Origin of the sequence: Muribaculum sp. An289, assembly GCF_002159555.1 — a bacterium.
GTDB classification, from domain to species: domain Bacteria; phylum Bacteroidota; class Bacteroidia; order Bacteroidales; family UBA932; genus Merdivivens; species Merdivivens faecigallinarum.
Window position 1 is genome coordinate 147,839 of the sequence record NZ_NFIV01000004.1, and the last position, 23,823, is coordinate 171,661.

Here is a 23,823-nt window from a genome sequence, read left to right on the forward strand (position 1 = left end):
CGTTTTGTCATGAGTATAGACAGGATAGCCGGTTCGGATATAATGGGCGATAACGTGAAAAGGGAAAAGACGTATCCCAAGGTTTTGGTAATTGCCGGTAGCGAGCCTCTCGGAAGTGCGGGGGTGCAGGCTGATATCAAGTCCATAACCTGTTGCGGCGCATACGCGGCAGGAAGCATAACCTGCATCGTGAATGAGGATACGACGGCCGTAAAGGATATATATCCCCTTCCTGTGGAACTCGTGATAGGCCAGGCGGATTCCTTCCTTTCCGACGTGGGGGCCTGTTCAATAAAAATAGGCATGCTGTTTACCGAGGAGCTGATAGCGGGAGTCGCCGGACTTTTGAAAAAATATCCGGGCATACCGGCCGTAGTGGACCCGGTAATGGTAAACGCCACAGGCCAGAGATTGGTAGAGCTGTCCGCAATAGAGGCATACAGGAATGAACTTTTCCCGTTGGCTACAGTCATTACGCCCAACGCCCGTGAAGCCTCCCTGTTGCTCGGACATGAAATCACGCTGGACAGTGCCGAAAAGGACATGGAGGCCCTCTGCGCCTTCGGCTGTTCGGCCATAGTGAAGTCGGTACGTCCTTGCGGCAGGCAGATAGACCTGTTCATGAAGGCCGGTTCGGAAGGTTATGAAATCATTGAAAAGGAGATGATACGCACCCCTAACGTAAATGGTACGGGCTGCACTTTCTCTTCATCTATTGCTGCGTATCTTGCCCGGGGCTTTACCTTGGAATCGGCAGTACATAAGGCAGAGGAATATATCGACGGGGCGATAAGGGCCGGTTCGGAATACCTTTTCGGGAAAGGTTTCGGCCCGGTATGCCACAATTACAGGTTTAATACGGAAGCAAAATGAAAGACCGCTTAGTCACTCCGAGTTATTGCTTCATCCTTGCAGCCAATTTCCTGCTCTATTTCGGCTTCTACATACTGATGCCTGTGCTGCCTTTCTATCTGACAGAGGTCTTCGGTTTGGGAAAAGGTTCCATAGGGACGATTCTTGCGTGCTATACCGTCGCGGCCCTTTTGGTACGTCCGTTTTCCGGTTATCTTCTTGACGCCTTTGCCCGTAAACCACTGTATCTTCTTGCCTTTACGGTCTTTACCTCGGTCTTCGGGCTGTATCTGCTTGCAGGTTCGGTGCTTTTGTTCGTCGCCCTGAGGATAATCCACGGCCTTTCCTTCGGTATGGTGACGGTGGCCGGAAATACCATTGTGATAGACATAATGCCGTCTTCGAGAAGGGGAGAGGGCATAGGATATTACGGACTGGCAAACAACATTGCGATGTCCCTCGGCCCTATGACAGGGCTCTTCCTCCACGACTATTATTCGTTTACAGTCATTTTCCTCAGCGCCCTCGGCTGTTGTCTGGCCGGGCTCGTTATGGCCTCTTTGGTGAAGACCCCGGTAAAACCGCGCATAGAACGGGACAGCCCCATATCCCTTGACAGGTTCATCCTTCTCAAAGGCATCCCTGTCGGAATAGACTTGCTGCTGATATCCATCCCCTACGGGATTACTACGACTTACGTGGCCATGTATGCCAAAAGCATAGGCGTGGTATCCGGAACAGGGCTTTTCTTTACTTTCATGGCCCTCGGCATGGCCGTTTCGAGGATGTTTTCCGGAAGGCAGGTGGACCATGGAAAAATAACGCAGGTGATTATGGCCGGTATCGGGATTGTAATTTTCTGTTATATAGGCCTTTTCGTCTGTGAACCCCTCTTTGCCGTCTCCGAAGCACTTGTAAAGATTATCCTTTATGGTTCGGCACTTGCCCTCGGAGTGGGCTCCGGCATGATGTTTCCTGCTTTCAATACCATGTTCGTGAATCTGGGCCGCAACGACCAGCGCGGCACGGCGACCTCCACGTACCTTACTTCATGGGACGTAGGCATCGGAATCGGTCTGGTGACAGGTGGCGTGATAGGAGGGGCCTATTCGTTTTCATACGCCTATCTGATAGGCGCAGTGCTTTGCATCGTGTCGCTGATAGTATTCAAATTCAGGATAATACCTCATTTTCAGAAAAACAGATTAAGATAATTGTTATGGATTACAGATGGTATGAAGAAATGAATTGCGCCGTTACCGTGTGCGATTCCGAAGGAAAGATAATTTTCATGAATAAAAAATCGAGAGATACCTTCGCAGAAGGTACCGACAGGCTTATCGGAAGCAACCTGCGGGGCTGCCACTCGGAGCGTTCCTGGGCCATAATCCGGAAACTTCTTGAAACAGGGGGGACGAATGCCTACACCATACACAAGAAGGGCGTAAGGAAAATGATTTACCAGACGGCCTGGTTCGAAAACGGCCGGGTCATGGGCCTTGTGGAAATATCCATGGTCATTCCTGAGGAAATGCCTCATTACGAGAGGTGATTTCCGTGGATTTTATGAATTCTTTCGGGGTCTTTCCTGTATGTTTCCGGAAAAATGTCCCGAAATGCGACGGGGTGGAGAATGACAGTTCGTATGCTATCTGGTATATTGTCATTTTTCCACTCCGGAGCATTTTCTTGGCTTCGAGCAGGGTGTATTCTTCTATCCATCTTGTAGCGGTGCGTCCGGTTTCCTTTGCGACAAGGAATGAAAGGTATTTCGGGGTAATGCCCAGTTTTTGTGCGTAGAACGATATTTTCCTGTTGGTCTTGAAATTGCTTTCAACGTCGGCGAAGAACCTGTTCGTAAGGTAGCGGTTTTTGGAGCCGGCCTTCTTCTCTTCCCTGTTCAGGAAAATGTTGCAGGCTTCGTAAAACAGGATATTCAGATAGTTCTGCATTATCTGGATTTTGTACGTGTTTTCATCCTCCGACTGGAAACTTTTCAGGTAATGGCCGATGAACCTGCACATTATGTATTTTTCATCGGGGATTTTGTAGCAAGGCTCTTCATCGTAGATGCGTTTCAGCGAATATACGTGCTTCAGTTCCTCTATCGGGAGCGAATCCACGTGTATATAATAAATGTCTCCTCTGAAATTCTTCGAGGACGAATTCATGCTTATTGTTTTTTCCGGGCCGGCGACGAGGAAGATTTTTTCATAAATGTTGTAAATCTTAGAGTCCATCTCTATTTCGGCTTCTCCGTTGGTACAGATTATGATGCAGACCCTGTCCGTCCCGATTTTGTACTGTATGCCGTTTCCCGGGTAGATTCTGGCTGATGGAATACTGCCTATTGTAGGTACTTTGTCCGTGATTATTTTCGTAATCATCCTCGTTTTCCGTTATTTTTCTGCAAAAATAAGAAAATTGTGATATTTTATGCGGTTTTTATGATATTACGGGCGGAATAATTGCAGTTTCTTTGCAGTCTTGAAATTTAATTTATTTTTTTGCTATGAAATTAAAACCATTCGGACGCATTCTGATATGCGTTGTAACGGCTGTTGCCGCCATGGCGGTGACACATTCATGCTTCGATGATTCCGATTTGAGAAATTCTATCGATGACCTGAACAATAGGGTGCAGGCTCTTGAAGATTTCCAGAAAAAAGTGCAATCCGATATAAACTCTTTACAGGAGTTGATTCAGAAAATCCAGTCCCAGGTAACCGTGGACAGGGTCGAGACGAATACCGACGGGAGCTATACGATTTATTTTTCTGACAATACCGAAATTACAATCCGTAACGGCAATGACGGCAAAGATGGGCTTACCCCTCCTACGATAATCGTAATGCTGGGTGAAGACGACGTATATTACTGGGGCTACCAATATCCGGACGGGAGCAAGGAACTCATCCTTGACGAAACCGGTAAACCTATTCCTGTGACCGGTACCGCCCCTCAGGTGAGGATAAATTCTGAGAACGGCAATTGGGAAATTTCGACCGACGGAGGTAAGACATGGACTGATACCGGAATGCCTTCTGCCGGAGAAGGTGATTCGATGTTTGCGGACGTAACCGAGGATGAGGATTATATATATATTACCCTGCAAGGGGAGGAAGAGCCATTGATAATACCGAAATCCAAGGAAGTAGTGTTCGAATTCACGGATGCCCCCGAGGTGTCGGAATTCGTTCCTGGCGAAAGGAAGGAGTTCTCTTTCAGGATGAGCGGTGCGGAAGATTATGTGATTTCAAAGCCTGACGGCTGGCGTGCCTCGATAGAAGACGGTATGTTCGTGATTACTGCTCCGGCGGCAGAAAACACCTATGCTGAAAGAGAAGGTTCGGTAAGCATAATCCTGATAGCTTCCAACGGCCAGAGCTTCCATGCGGAGCAGAAGGTCGCAGTTTGCGCCTTCAGTTTAAGTTCCATCGATTTGTGGAAAAATACGGCTACGGTGTCGGCATATTACAATTTCGCTGAGGACGGAATATCGCTGTATTACAGAGTGAAAGGCACATCCGAGTGGATTGCTGCCGAGAAGGACGGCAATGCGTTCGTGATGGCTCCGGCATGGGATAAAGCCAAAAACGATGCCGGCCTGGATATATACAGCCTTAAGGAAGGCACAGGTGTATTTGCCGGAAAGACCTATGAGTTTGAGTTCCGTACGGGTTCGTCCGAAGTGACTGCGGCCAGCGAATTCACTACTGCCGTAGGGGATACCATTCCTAACGGGGACATGTCCGGATGGTCTGAGAAAATGGTTTCAACTAAAAATGTGCCTTATCCAAATGCTGCCGGCCAGAGCTTCTGGGACAGCGGTAACAACAGCATGATATCGACTCTTTGCCAGCAGGATCCTGACAATCCGGGCGTAGCGATGCTGTCGGCGAATTTCATGTTTATAGCCTTTACTCCTGGTAATATGTATACAGGTGACTTTGCCATGGCCACCATAACAGGCACTGCAAGTTTCGGCAAGGTCTATGATTGGACCGCAAGGCCTAAGGCTCTGAAAGTGGATTACAAGGCTACCGTAGGTACAATAGACAAAACGGGCAGCAAAGACCCTTTAGGAGCTTCGTATAAGGACAAGCCGGATACGAGCAGGATATATGCCGTGGTAATAGACTGGACAAAGCAGCACGGGGTCACTTCGGGTGTGGGAACCCCTACCGGCATGTGGGATCCTACAACTGTGACGAGCCTCGAAGAAGGGGCCATAATAGGTTATGCAGTGCTCGATATCACTGCTTCCCAGACCGATTTCAAGACGGAGGAGATACCTTTCGTATGGTACGATACCGAAGCCAAACCTGCTGAAGGCAATTATTCGGTAGTGATATCCTGCGCAACCAGCAAGCGCGGAGACTATCTGACCGGCTGTTCAACGAACAAACTTTGGGTAGATAATTTCTCGTGGGTTTATTAGCCTTCCGTTTTCATGTCGAGGATTTCCCGAAAATAACGGGATTTCCCTTACAGGCTTAACCCGAAGACATAAGAAGTTATTTAAAAGATGTGAAAGCATCGTATGTACTATTCCTAAATTTCCCGCCCCCTGCAGTGATGCACGGGGCGGGATTCATTTTAGGCACCGGTTTCGCGGCAAAATGTCAGAAGCAGAAGCCCAAGCTGAACCCCGGACATATTGAGATGACATTTTCAAATAACAGGAACGGCGCGTCAATTCCGGCGGTCATGCGGTATTTCTTGCCGACATTGAAACTAACTCCTGCTTGCGGAGATAGGTAAATCGGGGCGGCAAATCCCGGAATGAAATTTATACCCAAGTCCAATGCGAAGTATGGCGAAACGCGTTTTGCAATTATGTCGCTTCGAAGGTGCAGGTACAATGGGATACCGATGGCGGAGTATTCTACGACTTGCAATCCGATTCCGCCTCCAATTGCAAATTGAGGGCAGAAGCGGTAACCGTTCACAATATCAACGCCGGTAAAGAAGTATGGGAATGTGACCTTGACCATTCCGAAATAACCCTTATGTTTGTTGAACGGGGATTCCTGTTTTGCCGATTGGGCCGTTTCTTTCGTGATTTTAAGGACTTCATCCATGTCATATACGAAGATACTGCTATCCGCAGTCATGATTTTGACATGTTCTTCAGGAATTATCTCCGTAATAGTTCCGCGGATGATAGAACCGTTTTTAAGATAAAGTACATCTATGGTTTCCTGGGCGTAGAGCGCACATGCTGTTGCCAGAATGGCAATCAATGTGATGATAATCTTTTTCATTTGCAGTTTGTTTTAAAAAGAGCCGGCAATAAACCGGCTCCTTTTCGCGTTATGTCAGTTTTGTTATGTCAGTTTCCCTGATATGGGAGTCTATTTAAGTCCTAACCTCTTGGCAATCTTGCCGGTGATGGTCTTTGGCTCGTTCTCTGCCTTGATTGCAGCCTGAGCCGCTGCAAGACGTGCGATAGGAACGCGGAAAGGCGAGCATGAAACGTAGTTCATGCCGATTTCGTTGCAGAACTCTATCGAAGCAGGGTCTCCGCCGTGTTCGCCGCAGATGCCGACCTTGAGTTCAGGACGTGTGGAACGTCCGCCTTCGAGGCCAATCTTTACGAGCTTGCCGACAGCCGGACGGTCGAGGGTCTGGAATGGGTCGTAAGGCAGAATCTTCTTGTCAAGATAGTCCTGCATGAAACCTCCGATATCATCGCGCGAGAAGCCGAATGTCATCTGTGTGAGGTCGTTGGTTCCGAAAGAGAAGAACTGTGCGGACTCGGCCATCTTGTCTGCAAGAAGGGCTGCACGAGGAATCTCTATCATCGTACCGTAGAGGTATTCGACTTTGACACCGGTTGCGGCTTCTACTTCCTTGTGTATCCTGTCGAGGATGGCTTTCTGGTATTTGAGCTCGTTGACAGATACCGTTACAGGAATCATGATTTCAGGTTTAGGTACGAAGCCTTCCTTCTTCAGCTCGGCAGCGGCGGTAAGGATGGCCTCGAACTGCATTTCCGATATTTCAGGATAGGTGATGTGCAAGCGCACGCCCCTGTGTCCCATCATAGGATTGACTTCGTGGAGACCTTCGCCGCGCTTCCTGATGTCTTCCGGAGTTACTCCGAGCTCTTCAGCAAGTTCTTTGATTTTCTCTTCTGTCTGAGGTACGAATTCATGCAAAGGCGGGTCGAGCAGACGGAAGGTAACAGGTTTGCCGTCCATCACCTTCATAGTGCCCTTGACGGCTTCCTTGACATAGACCTTCAATTCGTTCAGGGCCTTGCGGCGTTCTTCCTCGGTCTTGGAAAGAATCATTTTGCGGAGTTTTGCCAATGGAATCTCGGAATGTTTCCCATAGAACATGTGCTCGATACGGAAGAGTCCGATTCCTTCGGCTCCGAAGTTGAGAGCCTGCTGTGCATCGTCAGGAGTATCGGCATTTGTGCGTACTCCGAGTTTGCGGTATCTGTCCACGATTTCCATGAAGTGTACGAAACGCGGGTTCTCGGAAGCATCCATGGTGTCTATCCTGGTATCGTAAACAAGGCCTTTGGTTCCGTTGAGAGAGAACAGGTCGCCTTCCCTGTATGTCTTGCCGTTGATGGTAAGGGTCTTTTCCGCAAGGTTGATTTTGAGGGCATCGCAACCAACGATGCAGCATTTTCCCCAGCCGCGTGCAACGAGGGCTGCATGCGAAGTCATACCTCCGCGGGCGGTAAGGATACCGTCTGCCGCGCGCATGCCTTCTACATCTTCAGGAGAAGTCTCTTCGCGGACGAGGATGCACTTCCTTCCGGCAGCGGCCGTGGCCATTGCGGCCTCGGATGTGAAGACTATTTCTCCTACGGAGCCTCCCGGACCTGCCGGCAGACCTTTGGCTATGACAGTTGCTTTCTTTTCGGAAGCAGGGTCGAGGATAGGGTGGAGCAGTTCGTCGAGCTGCGAAGGTGCAAGCCTTGTAACCGCTGTCTTTTCATCGATAAGTCCTTCTGCCAGCATGTCCATTGCCATGTTCAGGGCAGCGAGTCCTGTACGTTTGCCGACACGGCACTGGAGCATCCAGAGTTTGCCTTCCTGGATTGTGAACTCTATGTCCTGCATGTCATGGAAATGCTGTTCGAGATTGTTCTGGATGGCATCGAGCTGTGCATATACGTCAGGCATCGCCCTTTCCAATGAGTCGAGATGCTCGTTATGCTCGTTTTTCGTAGCCTCGTTCAGAGGATTCGGGGTACGGATGCCGGCCACCACGTCTTCACCCTGTGCGTTGATAAGCCATTCTCCGTAGAACTTGTTTTCGCCGTTTGCAGGGTTCCTCGAAAATGCTACGCCCGTAGCTGAGGTGTTGCCCATGTTTCCGAATACCATCGACTGTACGTTTACGGCTGTTCCCCAATCGTCAGGAATGCCTTCGATTTTCCTGTATGCGATTGCCCTTTTCCCGTTCCATGATTTGAACACTCCTCCGATGGAACCCCAGAGCTGGGCCTGCGCATCGTCAGGGAACTCGACTCCTATGACTTCCTTGACTTTCTTCTTGAATGCCTCGCAAAGTTCTTTCAACTCGATGGCCGTGATTTCGGTATCGGACTCGTAGCCTTTCTGTTTTTTGAGCTCTTCCATCATCCTGTCGAGCTGAACCCTGATTCCCATTCCGTCTTCCGGTTCTATGCCTTCGGCCTTTTCCATCACGACATCCGAATACATCATGATGAGGCGCCTGTATGCATCGTATACGAAACGCGGATTTCCGGTTTTTTCAATCATTCCCGGAATAGTGGCCGAGCAAAGCCCGATATTCAATATGGTATCCATCATACCCGGCATCGAACTGCGCGCGCCTGAACGGCAGCTTATGAGCAGAGGATTTTTCGGGTCTCCGAATTTCATTCCCATGATTGCCTCGGTTTTTTTCATGGCCTCGGCAACTTCTTCCTTCAATTCAGGGGCATAGCCTCCTCCGAGCGCATAATATTCGGTGCAGCATTCGGTGGTGATAGTAAAACCGGCAGGTACAGGCATACCCAATGTACACATTTCCGCCAGGTTGGCTCCTTTACCGCCCAGGAGATTCCTCATTGAACCGTTGCCTTCGGCAGATGTCCCGCCAAAGCAATAAACTCTTTTCTTAGTCTCTGACATAGTATTATAAATATTGAATTAAAATAAATAATTCTGTATTTAAGGTTCCTTTTAACTAAAATCCAAAATGGAAGTTTGCAAATATATAAAAATTAGTATGAAAATCACAATAATTTTCCTGCAAGTTCTGAAAGTTTGCTCCTTTCGCCCTTTTTAAGATTGACATGCTGGAAAATAGGGACTCCGGACATCTTTTCTTTCAGATGTGTAAGACCGTTGGAATACATGTCCAGATAAGGCTGGTCTATCTGGAAGACATCTCCCGTGAAAACTATCTTCGTCCCTTCTCCGGCACGTGTGATTATGGTCTTGATTTCATGAGGAGTAAGGTTCTGCGCCTCGTCTATTATGAAATAGACTTTCGACAGCGACCGGCCCCTTATGTAGGCCAGAGGGCTTATTTCCAATTTCCCGCTTTCGGAAAGGCCTTCTATCCTTTTCACCTCTTTAGAGGTCGTCCCGAGGGCTTCCTTTATCACATTCAGGTTGTCCAGCAGCGGCAGCATGTACGGACCGACCTTTTTCTCAGCATCTCCCGGGAGGAAACCTACGTCCTGATTGCCCATAGGGATGACCGGGCGGGCAAGGATTATCTGCTCGTAACGCCTTTCCTGCGCAATCGCGGCCGCAAGCGCAATCAAGGTTTTCCCTGTGCCGGGTCCGCCTGTGAGAGCCACGAGTTCGATTTCCGGATTCATGCAGGCATCCATCGCAAACTTCTGTTCGTCGTTCCTCGGGCTGATTCCGGCGGCGCGCTGTTTCTTTACGAATACCAGTGAACGTGAAGCGTCGTCGTACCTTGCGCATACGGTCTCTTTCCCGGAGCCGTTCCCCCAGTGTATCTTGTACAGCTGGTTGGCTTTCGGGGTTTCCCAATGCAGGTCCTTGAGAGGTATGTTCCCGGTGCTGTAAGCCATCTTCTGTACCAGCGAAGGCTCTATTTCATCGGTTTCAATGATTCCTTTTTCGACTTCGTAAAGTCTTTCCTCGTCGATTCTGTCCGTAAGATAATCCTCCGCGTTAAGCCCTATGGCCTTGGCTTTCATCCTCATATTGAGGTCTTTGGTGACGAGGGCCACGTATCTGTCCGGATTGTTGTCCCTGACCCAGAGGGCGGTGGATATTATCCTGTGATCCTGGATGTCGTCCATGAAGCATTTTTCCATTCCTTCGGGGAAAGGGTGGTTCATCTCTATCTTTATGGTCCCGAGGTTCTTTCCCAAAGGTATGGGTTTCGTGAACAGCCTTTTTTCGGCCAGCTTGTCTAATTGGCGGACGAATTCCCTTGCGTGGTAGTTTATCTCTTCATCGCCCTTTTTGAATTTGTCGAGCTCTTCTATGACCGCGATAGGGATGACGAGGTCGTTTTCCTGAAAATGGTGTATGGCCCTGTTGTCGTGCAGGATGATGTTCGTGTCCAGAACAAAGATTTTTGGAAGTTTTGACATATTGATGAAATTTTTGTTTCTGTGTATGGTAGTAAATCGTCAGATGTTCCTGTTTATCAGAGGCAACAGCAGGTCTGCCACGTTGTAGTCGAGTTTGTGGCGGATTTTAAGTGCTCCGCCTTCGGTGGCGAATCCTACTGGATAATAGGCTATGTCCTGGAGAATCATTTGCGTGTCTATGTATCCGTAGTCTTCATCGCTTATTGCTATCAGCACTCCCGGAATCTCGTTGAAAAGTATTTCCGTGGCATCCTTGCACCCGAAGGCATTCTGGAGGGGGAGTATGTCTACCTCCATGCCTGTGCCGCAGGCCTTGGCGAGCCTTGCAAGGCCGCATAGCAGTCCTCCGCGCCCGATTTCCCTTCCCGCCAGTATTATGCCGTCATCCTTCAGTTCCTTCACGACTTCATAGCAGTCGATGAAGTAGTCCGGGTCGGCCATTGCCGGGGTGCTTTCCCCCGTCTGCCCGAGCAGTGCCGCCAGGGCCGAACCTCCGAGTACGGCATCCGACGTGTCGAATGGTATGTAAAGTACGGTGGAGTCCTTTATCTTTTCATCGAATGATGGCGTATGCGAAACATATCTGGCATTTTTATCGGATTTTGTCTTGACCGGGACGAGCTCGCATCCTTCTTCGTCTTCTTTCAGGAAAAGGCAGGACGATTTCAGGCGCATGTCCCGATTCCTGCAAGTTACGCGGCAGGAAGCTATTTTCACTCCTATTTCGAAAGCATAGTCCGCAGCTGCCGCAACCGAGCGGTACAGCGAGGCGTACCCTCCGAGCGATTCGGTATCCCAGTCCCATTCGAGTTCCAACGACATGGAGTCAAGCATGTATTGTTCCGGAGTGTCCCACAGTGAGGCCGTGAGCGCTTTCGCTATGCTTTGGCGTGCTTCGGCGGCGTAGTTAATCCCTGTCCTTCCTTCCGTCCTGCAGGCCAGCAGCCTCTCCATGTACTCTTCGTTTCTGCTCGCGGAATATTCTATCGGATTCAGGTCCGGGTCGAGATTTTCATCCACCACGGTACCCTTCCCCGCGGAGCATTCGCAATGGTATTCGGCAGGCCTCCCGTAAGGCCCGTTGCAGGCATCTACAAGCTCTTTCAGTGTGGATTCCTGTTCGATTCCGTCTATTACGAATTTTGCTTCGAAAAGATTCATCGGTGTTCTCTTAAAAAACATCGTAAAATTATAAATAAAAATGTATTTTTGTGCGTTTTAGGACTGAAAAAATGGACTATAAAGATTTCAATGACAGATATGAGGCGGAAATTTCCGCGATTTTCACCCGTTTCCCTTCGTTTCAGAAAGTAGGCGCATCCGCTTACAAGCCGGGGCTTGAGGGTATGGTGCGTTGGGACATGGCCGCAGGACATCCCCATGAAAAATTTGCATCCATCCATGTCGCCGGAACCAACGGGAAGGGCTCGGTGTCGCATCTGATAGCCTCCGTTCTCGCTTCCGCCGGTTACAGGGTCGGGCTGTATACCTCCCCGCACATACTCGATTTCCGTGAGAGGATGAAAATATGCGACGGGAGCGGGGGAGTGGCTAAATATGTCCCGAAGGAAAATGTCTATGATTTCCTCGTAAAATGGAAAAATTATTTCGAGGAAAATTCGCTTTCGTTTTTTGAGATAACAACCATGATGGCTTTCGACTGGTTTGCCCGCGAGCATGTGGACTTCGCCGTCATAGAAACCGGGCTCGGAGGCCGTCTGGACAGTACGAATATCATAACTCCGGTACTCTCCGTAATAACCAATATCGGTCTCGACCATTGCGATTTGCTCGGGGACACCCGTGAAAAGATAGCTTTCGAGAAGGCCGGGATAATAAAGCCGGGGATTCCGGCCGTGATAGGGGAGAATGATGAGGAAATAGCGGATGTATTTGAGGAAAAGGCGCTTGAATGCGAATCCCCGCTGTTTGACGCATCCGATATGTTTCCTTACGATTCTCCGGTTCTTGACAGCCTTTTGTCGGAAATGGATTTGCATGGGGAATACCAGAGGCGCAACCTTTCTACGGCCCTGTCTGCAATTTCGCTGTTGTCGAGTCTGGGAATTCTTGCCGATGGGATAGAAGAGCCTGTCCTGTATGACGGCATTACCGGGGCGGCTTCGAGGATGCGCTTTCTCGGGCGCTGGCAGACTTTCCGCCGGGGCAACAAAACCGTGATTCTGGACATAGGCCATAACGCCCATGGACTGAAGTACAACTTTTCCCAGCTCGCCCGTCTTTTCGAGGCCAATCCTGACAAAAGGGCCTGCATAATATTCGGTATGGTTTCCGATAAGGATGTGGATTCTGTTCTGCGGCTGTTCCCGCTCCTCCCGGGACGGAATATCGATGTGGTGTTTACCAATGCGGAATCGCGCCGTGCCCTTCCGGCCTCCGAACTGGAAAAACATTTTGTCCGGTTTCACGGCCTTTCTCCTGACTCGGTCCGTTTGAAAACAGGCGGAGGGGAATATTCGGTAGCTTCGATTCCATCCGTAACGGATGCGGTGCGGACAGTCCTCGGGACGATGGCGGCTGACGAAGGGGCTGTCGTCTATATTGGCGGAAGTACGTTCGTTGTGGCCGAAGCTCTGCCTCTTTTCATCTGACGGCTTCCTTTGCGGTTGTTTTTGGGATTTGTTTTGAAAAATAATTTTGAAAAAATGATGCAAGAAAATTTGCAGGAACGAAAATTATACTTATCTTTGCAATCCCAAAACGGAACGGGAGCTTAGCTCAGTTGGTTCAGAGCGTCTGCCTTACAAGCAGAGGGTCGGGGGTTCGACTCCCTCAGCTCCCACCACCCGAAAGGGTAAATCAAAGCGAAATCCTGAAGTCCAGCGACTTCAGGATTTTTTGTTTATGGCCGGAACCGACCGATTTTTGCCGTCTCTCGTTTTGGTATGATTGGCATTATTCGCATTATTCGCAGGTCCATTATCCGCTGGTCCCCGGGAGTATTGCTCCCAACGCTATTCCACATCCGTCTTTTGGGGAAAGTGAACCATTTTCCTGCAAATCTGTGGCACTTTCCCCCGAGGTGAATTAGCTTCTAACATATTTTTATCTTCTAACATATTTTTTATAACTTGCCACTTTTTATCAGTCAGGTTGTTTGGGTATTTATGTGTGACTTTAATGTCTTGACAACCATAAAGTTATGAAATACCCCTCCCCTCAAAAAAATAATCTGCTGATTTACAATTGATTATAAAATAAGTTTGGCAATTATGCCATAAATTTAAACGGCTTCCAAATAATGGTAACGAATCGGCTTATCCTGCGCCCATGGCGGGAATCGGATGCAGGGACATTGTATAAATACGCTAAAGACCCGGAAATCGGCCCTGCGGCAGGTTGGCCTCCGCACACATCAATTGAAGACAGCCTTGACGTAATCCGTACCGTCTTTTCTGCTCCGGAGACTTACGCCGTGGTTTTGAAAGAAACCGGAGAGCCAATCGGAAGCATCGGGCTGTTGTTCGGGGAAAGCTCGCATGTCGCAGGAATCCTGCCTGATGAGGCGGAAATAGGCTACTGGATAGGCAAGCCATATTGGGGCCAGGGCCTGATACCGGAAGCCGTCCGCTGCCTTTTGCTACGGTGCTTTACTGATCTGGGCATCAGTGCCGTATGGGGAGCATATTATGACGGCAACACGAAATCACGCCGCGTACTTGACAAATGCGGCTTCCTTTTTCACCATACGGTAGACGGCATGACATCTCCACTCGGGGATGTCCGCACTGAACATTTCATGAAGATAAATAGCTTCTAAATATGCTTTTGTCGAGATGTAAAGTTTAGTCTCCGATTTTTATTTCAGGTATTTTTTGAAAAACGCTTCAATCCGGTCGAACGGAATGATGTCCGTCCGGTCGTACAGGTCGGTATGGTTCGCGCCGGGAATAATCAGCAATTCCTTGTTGTCTCCTTTCAATTTGCTGAAAGCCTCACGGGAAGCCGGAAGCGAATAAGCCTTTTCCCCGTGTACGACAAGCACGGCGGAGCGGATTTCGTCCGCATGGTCGAGTAGGGAGAACGTGAGGAAAGGCAGGTCGGCAATCTTTTCCCAACCTCCGTTGGAGTTTACGGAACGGGGATGGAAGCCGCGCGGAGTCTTGTAATAGTCCCGGTAATCTTTCATAAAGCCGGGCGCATCGTCGGGCAGGTTCGCCGGCACGCCGCCGCTACGTTCATTGGTCCGTCCGGCAAGGAGATCGGCGGTGCGCTGTCCGTTGAGCTGTCTGCGCATTTCATACTTCTGCTCCTTGTCGTGAGGGTCGAATGCCCCCATTGTGGATGAAACGGTGGCTTTGATGCGGGTATCCTGCACGGCGGCATTGATGCTGATGCCTCCGAAGCCGCAGATGCCCAGAATGCCTATGCCCTCCCGGTCGACTTCCGGTTGGAGCATGAAGAAATCCACCGCCGCACTGTAATCCTCGGTATAGATTTCACCCGATGAGATGTATCGGGGCTGTCCGCCGCTTTCTCCGCTGAATGACGGGTCGAAAGCGAGAGTGATGAAACCGCGTTCGGCAAGGGTCTGGGCATACAATCCCGATGCCTGTTCCTTTACCGCTCCGTAAGGACCGCAGACGGCGATTGCAGGCAGTTTCTCTGTCTGGCTCTTGGGCATGTACAGGTCGCCGACCAAGCGGATGCCGTAGCGGTTGTTGAAGCTGACTTTCTTATGGTTCACTTTGTTGCTGAGGGAAATGTCTTGTCCCATTCGGGAGTGTCGATGTATTTCGTTTCCATGTGGCTTGAGGTATTTTTGATTTGTTTTGGTTCCATTGCCTTATATGCTCCTTGATGATTATTCATGGATTTTATGCAAGCCGATACCTTTCACAATTGCCAAGTCCATATCATCGTAAATCGGGCTTTTCCCGGTTTCAAGCGTAGCGATGGCATCCATTTCTTTTTCCGTAAGCGTAAAATCAAGAATATTGAAGTTCTCTATCATCCGTTCCTTATGCACTGTCTTAGGAATGACCACCACATTGCGCTGGTTCAGCCAGCTGAGAACGACCTGACCGACCGTGCGCCCGTGTTTTTCCGCGATGGCTTTCAGTACGGGATTGTTCCAGATATCATTCTGTCCTTCGGCAAAAGGTGCCCACGCCTCGTGCTGTATGCCTTCGCACTGCAAAAACTTATTTGCGGCTTTTTGTTGGAAGAACGGGTGGGTCTCCAACTGATTGACAGCAGGCTTCACCTCGTTGTGCAAAAATAAGTCTTGCAGGCGTTCATTGGAAAAACTCGTCACGCCGATTGCGCGGATAAGCCCTTCTTTGTAAAGCCGTTCGCAGGCCCTCCATGCTGCATAATAGTTGCCGTAGGGCTTGTGCAGCAGATAGAGGTCGATATAATCAAGCCCGAGTAGTTTCAATGACTTGTCAAAGGCACGGAGTGTGTCTTCATATTCATAATCCTGCACCCAAAGTTTGGTGGTGATGAAAAATTCCTCGCGCCTAATGCCGCTCTGTCGGATTGCATTGCCCACTTGCTCCTCGTTGAAATAGGAAGCGGCCGTGTCGAACATCCGATAACCCGCTTCGATGGCATCGCTTACAACTCTTTCCGTCTCATCCACCGGAATCTGGTAGACTCCGAATCCGATGGCCGGCATCATCACACCATTGTTCAATCTTACATCTTTCATATATCTGGATTTTTAAATTTTGATGCAAAATTACGGAGTGCCTGTGGTCCTGTCGTTGCATAATCGGGGGTAATATTTTCACTATTCGTGGTTTTTGCGTATTTTTGCCTGCGGCAGAAATACTGTTTACGCCTCGGCATAGCAATTTGAATAAATTCATTTGCTATGCTCTCGGCTTCTGCATATTTTTGCGGGTAAACGGACAAAGATGTCAGATAATGGACGATAGTAAATTCGACGGAATCATTTTTGCCGATACATGGCAGGAATTCAGTACCTTGCAGTATGCGGGAAGGGTAATCCACATCCTTTGCAGAAGGGGCAATATGGGATTTACTTTCCAGGACACCCATTATAACATTTCAGCCGGTGATTATGTTATTCTTCCCAATGCGGCATTTGCCTCCGGATTTTCGGCTTCGGATGATTTCCAAGGCATTCTGATGAACCTTTCGGAGGCATTCGTAACTTCGATTGCCATCCGCAGCAACTATGGTATCATAGGGCATTTGTCATTATTACGGAATCCGGTCATGAAACTTTCTGGGCGGGACTTCCGGATATGCGAGGCCGCCTTGCAGTATCTCCGTGTGCGCATGGAAGATGAGAAGCACCTTTTCCGTGAGGAATTATTGGGCAGCCTGCTGACCGCGCATATTCTCGACCTGTACGACATTCACGCACGCAACCGCAAGGACCTGCAAGTGTCGGAGCGCGTTACCTCCCTGTTGCGAGGTTTCATAGAACTGCTGTATAACGGTGAATATGTCCGGAACAGGGACCTTGAATTTTATGCTTCACGCCTCTGTATCACACCTCACTATCTGTCGGAAATATGCAAAAAAATAAGCGGGAAACCTGCCTCTTACTGGATTGAGCGCTTCGCCATGCAGGAAATCACCCGCCTGCTCAGGCAGAAAGAACTCCCGCTGACAGAAATAGCGGAGCGGATGAATTTCTCTTCCGTGTCTTATTTCAGCCGGTATGTCCGGAAACGGTTAGGCGTTTGTCCTACTGAATACAGGGTCTTCACGCCTCAGGCATGAGATTTACTTCGAAAAATGATTTCGAAAAATGATGCAAGAAAATTTGCAGGAACGAAAATTATACTTATCTTTGCAATCCCAAAACGGAACGGGAGCTTAGCTCAGTTGGTTCAGAGCGTCTGCCTTACAAGCAGAGGGTCGGGGGTTCGACTCCCTCAGCTCCCACCACCCGAAAGGGCAAATCATCACTCATCATGCTTTTCAATTCAATCGATTTCGCAATTTTCCTTCCGGTCGTGACAATACTGTATTGGACGGTATTTACCAAGGGGGGGGGTAAAATTACGCAACGCATTCCTTTTAATATGTAGCTATTTTTTCTACGGAATGTGGGACTGGCGTTTCCTCGGTCTCCTCGTATTCAGTTCCACGGTCGATTATGTTCTCGGAAGGGCCATTGGGAATACCGGTGAGGATAAGAAGGTACAGAGAAAATCGTTGCTGGCCCTCAGCCTCATAATCAATCTCGGAATACTCGGTTTCTTCAAATATGCCAATTTCTTCATAGACAGCATCGACGGGCTGTTCACATTTTTCGGAACAGAACTGCATATATCGACGTTGAATATCATACTTCCGGTGGGCATAAGTTTCTATACCTTCCAGTCCCTCAGTTATATCATAGATGTTTACCGCCGTAAAATCGAACCCTCGAAGGATATAATCGCTTTCCTTACCTTCATAAGCTTCTTCCCGCAATTGGTCGCCGGGCCTATCGAAAGGGCCTCGCACCTGCTTCCGCAGTTCAATGATTTGAAAAAATTCGATTATGCCAGAGCGAGGGAAGGAATCGTCGAGATATTTATAGGTTTGGTCAAGAAAATGGTAATTGCGGACAGGCTTGCGGTCTATGTGGATTCTGTTTTCCTGACGGCTTCGGGTCAGAACCGGGGTGAAATACAGGGCCTGCCTTCCGTTTTGGGCCTGATTTTCTTCGCATTTCAGTTATATATTGATTTTTCCGCTTATTCGCAGATAGCGGTGGGTACGGCCAAGATATTGGGCTTCAACCTGAGCACCAACTTCCGCAGGCCTTATCTGAGCCGGTCTTTCAATAATTTCTGGGAGCGCTGGCACATCTCGCTGTCCCAATGGATGAGGGACTATATTTTCATCCCTTTGGGCGGCAGCCGTGAAGGCCGCGTCCGTACCGTGAGGAATCTGCTGATAGTATTCGCGGTCAGCGGATTGTGGCACGGGGCCTCATGGAACTTCGTGATTTGGGGTATAATCAACGGGCTTTTTGTGATAATCCTCGATCCGTTGTTGGCCAGATTGAAGATAAAGGGTTTTCCGGCTTCGGTAGTTGTCTTTGTCATGTGGACTCTGTCGCTGGCATTTTTCAGGGCAGAGGGGCTGGATGCCGCCCTTGGAATGATATGCGGCGCAGGTTTCGGGAATGCCGGTTCCGTGCTTGATTTCGGCCTCGGCGGAAACGAACTTGCTTTCAGCCTTGCCATGCTAGCGGCGCTGATGTGTTTCGAATACGTGTCCGAAAATCTGGAGCGCAAAGGGAAAAACATTTTAGATATGCTGGTTTTCAGCCGTCCCGCCTGGCTTCGGTGGAGTATCTATATGGTCATGGTATTTACTGTCATTCTTTTCGGGGTGTACGCGACGAATAACGACAACAGTTTTATCTATTTTCAGTTTTAAACGGTATGGGTGTCAGGAAAAAACAAAAACGCGCGAGGGCCGTTTCGTTCAAGGCCCTGTTGGCCAGAGGTGCGGTGCTTGCCGCCATGGCGGTTTGTATCATAGCCGTATTGGAGAATAAACGGATTTTCGTCGAGGACAGTGCTAATAACCACGAAGAGTGGAAATGGGACTGGTATTACCGGCTGAAGCAGTACAATATCCCGGTAGACGTGCTTTTTGTCGGCAATTCCCATTTGCTTACGGGCATCAATCCTTACGTTTTTACTGAAAAGACAGGACTGTATTGCTTCCTGCTCGGGGCGAGCGGTGTAGGGGTCGCGGATTTGTATTTTACGATAGAGGAAGCGGTAAAGGTGCAAAAACCGAAGGTCATCGTGCTTGAGACTTACGCCATAAACGATGACGAGCCGTATCGACTGGAAAAAGGAAAACTCAATGACCAGATCAACAGTTTCAGGGCTCGCAGGGATACATGGCTGAAAATCCAATCGACCTTTTCGCTTTTCGACTATCACAATGTTCCGATAGCATGGTGCGAGACTTTCAGGAACCACAATTATATTTTCACGAAGCCGGACCAGCTGATGCGGAATCTGAAAGGCGAGGGGCCGAGGCGCAGGGTGAGGAACGATATTTATCTTGGACAGTTCGCGCGTTTTTCGAAGGGATTGTCGCCGCAGACCCTCGGCCGTTATGAGAGCGAGGGTGCGCCGGTAGACGGAGAAAAATATGAAATCAGCAAAAGTTCGGTAAAATATGTCGGGAAAATCGCCCGCCTTTGCCGGGAAAACGGGATTCAGCTGGTGTTTCTGACAGTGCCCATGTATCGCGGGCACGTGGAAAATTATCAGGTCTGGCATGACAGGCTGGCCGCGCATATCTCGCCACTCAGCCCTTATTGGCTTGACCTCCAGGCTCTCCAGCTGACCGATGCCGGACTTGGGGAGGTTTACGGACCGGCGGCTTTCCAGGATACCTATTCGGCCAACCAGCATCTTACCAATTACGGCATGGCGGTTACGGCAGGTGTCTTTGCGCAGTATCTCGACCGTATAATGCCTTCTTTGCCCGACCGCAGGGGAGAGCGGCGGTGGCAGGATTTCGTGGCAAGGTTTCCACGGTAATGTTCCAAAGCAAATCCAAAGCAAATCCAAAGCAAATAGGAGAGGTTCATTTGCATTGCTCTCGGCTTCTTATTATCTTTGCGGCCGTGTTGAATTTTTATGATTCCCGACAAGGGGAAATGCCGACAGGAGTATGGATTTCATAATTGATTTTATCCTCAATATCGACAAGCACATGGTTGAGATAGTCAACCAGTATCATCTTTGGACTTATGCAATACTTTTCCTGATAATTTTCTGTGAAACGGGGCTGGTCGTTACCCCTTTTCTGCCCGGGGACTCGCTTCTTTTCGTGGCCGGTGCGATTTCGGCCCTTCCTGACTCCCCGCTGAACATCCATCTGCTCGTGCTGATTGTGTTCGTGGCGGCATTCATCGGGGATTCGTGCAACTATATGATAGGGCATTTTTTCGGAGAAAAACTGTTCCGCAATCCCGATTCCAAGATATTCAAGAGGAGTTATCTTGACAAGACCCATGAATTTTACAACAAATACGGAGGGAAAACGATAATCATCGCGCGTTTCGTCCCCATAGTCAGGACTTTCGCCCCTTTTGTGGCCGGAATGGGAAAGATGCACTATGCCTATTTCATCATTTACAATGCCGTGGGAGGAGCCGCATGGGTGGCGATTTTCTGCTATGTGGGATATTTCTTCGGGGATCTGCCGTTCGTCCAGAACAACCTTAAGCTTCTTATCGTGGCGATAATCCTGATTTCCATACTACCGGCGGTGATAGAAGTCCTCAGGGCCAGAGTAAAATCGAAAAAATCAGTAGGGAAGGTCTGATTTTCCGGCTGGGGCGGGTGCGTTTTAAACAGTCCCTTAATTGTTCACCATTGTTCCGCTCACGATGTCCAGCAACTCGTCCGTAATGGCCTGCTGGCGCTGCTTGTTGTACTGGAGTTTGAGCTCCTGGAGCAGTTTCTGGGCGTTGTCGCTCGCCTCCTGCATGGCTATGGTCCTGGCGGCATGTTCGGCTGCGTTCGCATCCAGAAGCATGGTGAAAATTTTCAGAACAAGGACTTTCGGAAGAAGTACCTTCAGTACGGACCCCGGGTCCGGTTCGATGATGTAATTTTTCAGATATCCGTTGCCGGCTTCTCCGTCTTTTCCGTGTCCGTCCCGGTCAAGGGCAAACGGGAGATATGTTTCGTTCATCGGAACTTGCGATGCCGAGGACTTGTAGTGGTTGTATACGAGTTCGATTCTGTCTATCTCGCCTTTGAGGTATTTATCTATCAGTTCCTTAGCAAAATCGGCAGCTTCCCTGTACAGATGCTTGTCCGCAAGGGTGTTGAAGTCCCCCTGGGGACTGAAACCGGCCTTGCTTGCGGCCTCCGCCATTTTTCTTCCTATAGGGTAGACGAGGAGGTCGTCTTTTGAAAGACCGTTTTCAATATATCCGGAGGCAATCTCCCTGAAATGCCTGATGGCATTGGAGTTGAATGCGCCGCAGAGGGAGCTGTTCGAGGCAACGGCTATTATGGCAACCTTGTGCAGCGGCCTTTCCGTTATGTATTCTTCGCATCCGATGGCGGTGCCGTTTTCAGCACTGTCTGAAAGAAGTCTTGACAGGATATCATGCAGTTGCCGCTCGTATGGCAGCATCGTGGTTATGGCATTCTGCACCTTATGGAGCTTGGCGGCGGCAACCATTTTCATTGCCGACGTGATTTTTAGGGTCCCGTTTATGGAATTTATCCTGCTTTTTATTTCTTTCAGTGATGCCATTTTTTAAGCTTTATATAGGACGGAAACGGATTCTGCCACTTCCTTTATCGTATTTTCTATCTCTTCGTTTATTTTTCCGGCCGCAAGAGGTTTCAGTACGTCCTCTTCATGGCCCGCATGCATCCTGTCGAGGAATGTGGTCTGGAAATCCCTTACCCTTTCAAGCGGAATGTCTTTCATGAGGGCGTGCGTGCCGCAATAAAGTATTGCCACCTGGTCTCCGACTGGCATAGGGGAGTACTGTGGCTGTATCAGGAGTTCGTTGTTCTTCCTTCCCTTGTCTATCGACATGGCTGTCACCGGATCCATGTCGCTGCTGAATTTGGAGAATGCTTCGAGCTCCCTGTATTGGGCCTGGTCGATTTTCAGTGTGCCGGCCACTTTCTTCATACTCTTTACCTGTGCGCTTCCGCCGACTCGTGAAACCGAGATTCCGACATTGATTGCAGGCCTGAAGCCCTGGTTGAAAAGGTCGGTATCAAGGAAAATCTGTCCGTCCGTAATCGAAATCACGTTTGTAGGGATGTATGCCGATACGTCCCCGGCCTGTGTTTCGATTATAGGAAGGGCTGTAAGCGAGCCCCCGCACTTTACTTTCCCTTTGAGGCTGTCCGGCAGGTCGTTCATCTTTTCGGCGACTTCCTGCTGGTCGATGATTTTTGCAGCCCTTTCGAGCAGTCTTGAGTGAAGATAGAATATGTCTCCCGGATATGCTTCCCTTCCTGAAGGCCTTTTCAGTATCAGTGATACCTCGCGGTATGCCACAGCCTGTTTTGAAAGGTCGTCGTATACGACGAGGGCGTGCCTTCCCGTGTCTCTGAAGTACTCTCCGATGGCGGCCCCGGCAAACGGCGCGTAATACTGCATGGCGGCAGGGTCTGCGGCCGTGGCGGCAACTACTATGGTGTAGTCCATTGCGCCTTTCTGCCTGAGAGTATTGACGATGCTCGCTACGGTGGATGCCTTCTGGCCGACGGCTACGTAGATGCAATATACCGGATTGCCCGCAAGGTAGGATTCGCGTTGGTTGATTATGGTGTCGATTGCGATGGCGGTCTTTCCTGTCTGGCGGTCGCCGATTATGAGCTCGCGCTGGCCTTTTCCTATAGGAATCATGGCATCAATCGATTTCAGTCCTGTCTGGAGCGGCTGGGTGACCGGCTGGCGGAAAATCACTCCCGGAGCCTTCCTTTCAAGAGGCATTTCGAGCGTTTCCCCTTCAATCGTCCCCCGTCCGTCGAGCGGAGTTCCGAGAGGGTCGACGACCCTTCCTATCATTCCTTCCCCTACATCGATTGAGGCTATGCGGCCTGTCCTTTTAACGGTCATGCCTTCCTTGATCTGGTCGGTAGGGCCGAGCAGGACTGCACCGACATTGTCTTCCTCAAGGTTCATCACAACGGCCATTATTCCGTTTTCAAACTCGATAAGTTCGTTCGCTTCGGCATTGTCCAAACCGAAAATCCTCACTACGCCGTCGCTGACCTGCAGGACTTCGCCGATTTCTTCAAACTTGAGTTCGTTCCTGATTTCCTTGAGTTGCCTTAGCAACACATCCGATATTTCGCTTGGTTTTATATTCTGAGACATATTTTTATACTATTCTTCTGTTTTTTTCGATGAATTGCCTTTTGATTGAATTGAGCTGCGATGCCACGCTCGCATCCAACCGTGTCCATTCCATGTCGAAAATGAATCCGCCTATCAGCGACGGGTCGTTTTTCGTTTCGAGTTCCAAAGTACGGCCCGTCACATCATGCAGTACTCCGGCAATCTTTTTTTCGAGTTCTTCCGAAGGAACTGCCGTTACGAGTCTTGCCCAGCTGATTCCACGTGAGTTACGGTATTTTTCCATGAAGATTCGCAGTATCAGATGCAGGAATTTGGTCCTCTTGTGCCTGATTACGAGCCTGAAAAAACGCATCAGTTCAGGAGCGGCGTTTTCTTCTCCTCCGAGGGCCGTCGCCAGGACACGGAGCTTGAGTCTGTCCGACGTCGCTTTCGGGTGGTAAATGAGGCTTCTCATGTCTTCGAGCGAAGAAAAACATTTTTCCAGTCCGCATACCTGCCTGTATACGGTCTCTCCGTTTCCTGTCTCTCCCACGTATTTAAGGAGAGCTTCCGCGTATCTTGCCGAAACAATACCTACATTCATGGTT

Annotated in this window: 19 protein-coding genes, 2 tRNA genes and 1 pseudogene; 12 read left to right on the forward strand and 10 right to left on the reverse strand. The window is 49.4% G+C overall.

Translation table 11 applies throughout. The features are described from left to right. Nucleotides 1-9 precede the first annotated feature (9 nt). Genes thiD through B5F83_RS04605 form a run of 3 tightly spaced genes read left to right on the forward strand, consistent with a single transcriptional unit; the run spans nt 10 to nt 2,404 of the window. Nucleotides 10-873 (forward strand): bifunctional hydroxymethylpyrimidine kinase/phosphomethylpyrimidine kinase, encoded by an 864-nt coding sequence (gene thiD / locus B5F83_RS04595; protein WP_087277153.1) that lies wholly within the window; start codon nt 10-12, stop codon nt 871-873. Then, nucleotides 870-2,066, forward strand: coding sequence for an MFS transporter (locus tag B5F83_RS04600; protein WP_087277156.1), 1,197 nt, complete (start codon nt 870-872; stop codon nt 2,064-2,066). The genes thiD and B5F83_RS04600 overlap by 4 nt, the downstream gene beginning before the upstream one ends. Nucleotides 2,067-2,071: 5 nt before the next feature. Then, on the forward strand, nt 2,072-2,404 hold the full coding sequence (locus B5F83_RS04605) for a PAS domain-containing protein (RefSeq protein ID WP_087277159.1): 333 nt from the start codon (nt 2,072-2,074) through the stop codon (nt 2,402-2,404). On the opposite strand, the gene B5F83_RS04610 is transcribed toward B5F83_RS04605, so the two are convergent. Continuing rightward, complete coding sequence (locus B5F83_RS04610) at nt 2,370-3,239, reverse strand: helix-turn-helix domain-containing protein (RefSeq protein ID WP_087277162.1); 870 nt, start codon at nt 3,237-3,239, stop codon at nt 2,370-2,372. The genes B5F83_RS04605 and B5F83_RS04610 overlap by 35 nt on opposite strands. A 125-nt stretch (nt 3,240-3,364) precedes the next feature. On the opposite strand from B5F83_RS04610, the gene B5F83_RS04615 reads away from it, so the two are divergent. Beyond that, on the forward strand, nt 3,365-5,293 hold the full coding sequence (locus B5F83_RS04615; protein ID WP_087277165.1) for a PL29 family lyase N-terminal domain-containing protein: 1,929 nt from the start codon (nt 3,365-3,367) through the stop codon (nt 5,291-5,293). A gap of 184 nt (nt 5,294-5,477) precedes the next feature. Here the strand turns inward: B5F83_RS04615 and B5F83_RS04620 are convergent, their stop codons facing one another. The 4 genes from B5F83_RS04620 to B5F83_RS04635 all read right to left on the reverse strand — a co-directional run bounded on the left by B5F83_RS04620 (nt 5,478) and on the right by B5F83_RS04635 (nt 11,608). Then, complete coding sequence (locus tag B5F83_RS04620; protein WP_087277168.1) at nt 5,478-6,119, reverse strand: hypothetical protein; 642 nt, start codon at nt 6,117-6,119, stop codon at nt 5,478-5,480. Between the two features lie 90 nt (nt 6,120-6,209). Continuing rightward, entirely contained in the window at nt 6,210-8,978 is a 2,769-nt protein-coding gene (gene ppdK / locus B5F83_RS04625) for a pyruvate, phosphate dikinase (protein WP_087277171.1), read from the reverse strand. 104 nt (nt 8,979-9,082) lie between these two features. Then, entirely contained in the window at nt 9,083-10,426 is a 1,344-nt protein-coding gene (locus B5F83_RS04630) for a PhoH family protein (RefSeq protein ID WP_087277174.1), read from the reverse strand. A 39-nt stretch (nt 10,427-10,465) separates the two neighbouring features. Beyond that, entirely contained in the window at nt 10,466-11,608 is a 1,143-nt protein-coding gene (locus B5F83_RS04635) for an AIR synthase-related protein (RefSeq protein ID WP_087277177.1), read from the reverse strand. Between the two features lie 50 nt (nt 11,609-11,658). Here B5F83_RS04635 and B5F83_RS04640 point away from each other — a divergent pair, with 50 nt between their 5' ends. The 3 genes from B5F83_RS04640 to B5F83_RS04650 all read left to right on the forward strand — a co-directional run bounded on the left by B5F83_RS04640 (nt 11,659) and on the right by B5F83_RS04650 (nt 14,207). Further along, the gene (locus tag B5F83_RS04640; protein WP_087277180.1) at nt 11,659-13,038 is read left to right on the forward strand and encodes a Mur ligase family protein; all 1,380 of its coding nucleotides are present in this window, start codon (nt 11,659-11,661) and stop codon (nt 13,036-13,038) included. A gap of 116 nt (nt 13,039-13,154) precedes the next feature. Further along, nucleotides 13,155-13,232: transfer RNA gene (locus B5F83_RS04645), tRNA-Val, on the forward strand. A gap of 456 nt (nt 13,233-13,688) precedes the next feature. Further along, complete coding sequence (locus B5F83_RS04650; protein ID WP_087277183.1) at nt 13,689-14,207, forward strand: GNAT family N-acetyltransferase; 519 nt, start codon at nt 13,689-13,691, stop codon at nt 14,205-14,207. A 39-nt stretch (nt 14,208-14,246) separates the two neighbouring features. On the opposite strand, the pseudogene B5F83_RS04655 reads toward B5F83_RS04650, so the two are convergent. After that, nucleotides 14,247-15,193 (reverse strand): annotated as a pseudogene (locus B5F83_RS04655) (alpha/beta hydrolase). 58 nt (nt 15,194-15,251) lie between these two features. Then, nucleotides 15,252-16,100: an aldo/keto reductase gene (locus tag B5F83_RS04660; protein ID WP_087277186.1), complete on the reverse strand. Its 849-nt coding sequence runs from the start codon at nt 16,098-16,100 to the stop codon at nt 15,252-15,254. A 218-nt stretch (nt 16,101-16,318) separates the two neighbouring features. Between B5F83_RS04660 and B5F83_RS04665 the strand changes: the two genes are divergently transcribed. The 5 genes from B5F83_RS04665 (at nt 16,319) to B5F83_RS04685 (ending at nt 20,719) form a co-directional block, all read left to right on the forward strand. Beyond that, entirely contained in the window at nt 16,319-17,146 is an 828-nt protein-coding gene (locus B5F83_RS04665; RefSeq protein WP_087277189.1) for a helix-turn-helix domain-containing protein, read from the forward strand. A gap of 90 nt (nt 17,147-17,236) precedes the next feature. Continuing rightward, nucleotides 17,237-17,314 (forward strand) — tRNA-Val (locus B5F83_RS04670). Between the two features lie 159 nt (nt 17,315-17,473). Then, nucleotides 17,474-18,802: an MBOAT family O-acyltransferase gene (locus B5F83_RS04675; protein ID WP_204207329.1), complete on the forward strand. Its 1,329-nt coding sequence runs from the start codon at nt 17,474-17,476 to the stop codon at nt 18,800-18,802. Between the two features lie 5 nt (nt 18,803-18,807). Then, nucleotides 18,808-19,929, forward strand: a complete 1,122-nt coding sequence (locus tag B5F83_RS04680; RefSeq protein ID WP_087277193.1) for a hypothetical protein — start codon at nt 18,808-18,810, stop codon at nt 19,927-19,929. A 133-nt stretch (nt 19,930-20,062) separates the two neighbouring features. Then, the gene (locus B5F83_RS04685; protein WP_087277196.1) at nt 20,063-20,719 is read left to right on the forward strand and encodes a DedA family protein; all 657 of its coding nucleotides are present in this window, start codon (nt 20,063-20,065) and stop codon (nt 20,717-20,719) included. A 36-nt stretch (nt 20,720-20,755) separates the two neighbouring features. Here the strand turns inward: B5F83_RS04685 and atpG are convergent, their stop codons facing one another. From atpG to atpH, 3 genes are read right to left on the reverse strand one after another with little or no spacing between them, the layout of a single operon-like run. After that, nucleotides 20,756-21,664, reverse strand: a complete 909-nt coding sequence (gene atpG / locus B5F83_RS04690) for an ATP synthase F1 subunit gamma (protein ID WP_087277199.1) — start codon at nt 21,662-21,664, stop codon at nt 20,756-20,758. A 3-nt stretch (nt 21,665-21,667) separates the two neighbouring features. Then, entirely contained in the window at nt 21,668-23,254 is a 1,587-nt protein-coding gene (gene atpA, locus B5F83_RS04695) for a F0F1 ATP synthase subunit alpha (protein WP_087277202.1), read from the reverse strand. A gap of 4 nt (nt 23,255-23,258) precedes the next feature. Continuing rightward, nucleotides 23,259-23,819 (reverse strand): ATP synthase F1 subunit delta, encoded by a 561-nt coding sequence (gene atpH, locus B5F83_RS04700; protein ID WP_087277204.1) that lies wholly within the window; start codon nt 23,817-23,819, stop codon nt 23,259-23,261. Nucleotides 23,820-23,823: the final 4 nt, after the last annotated feature.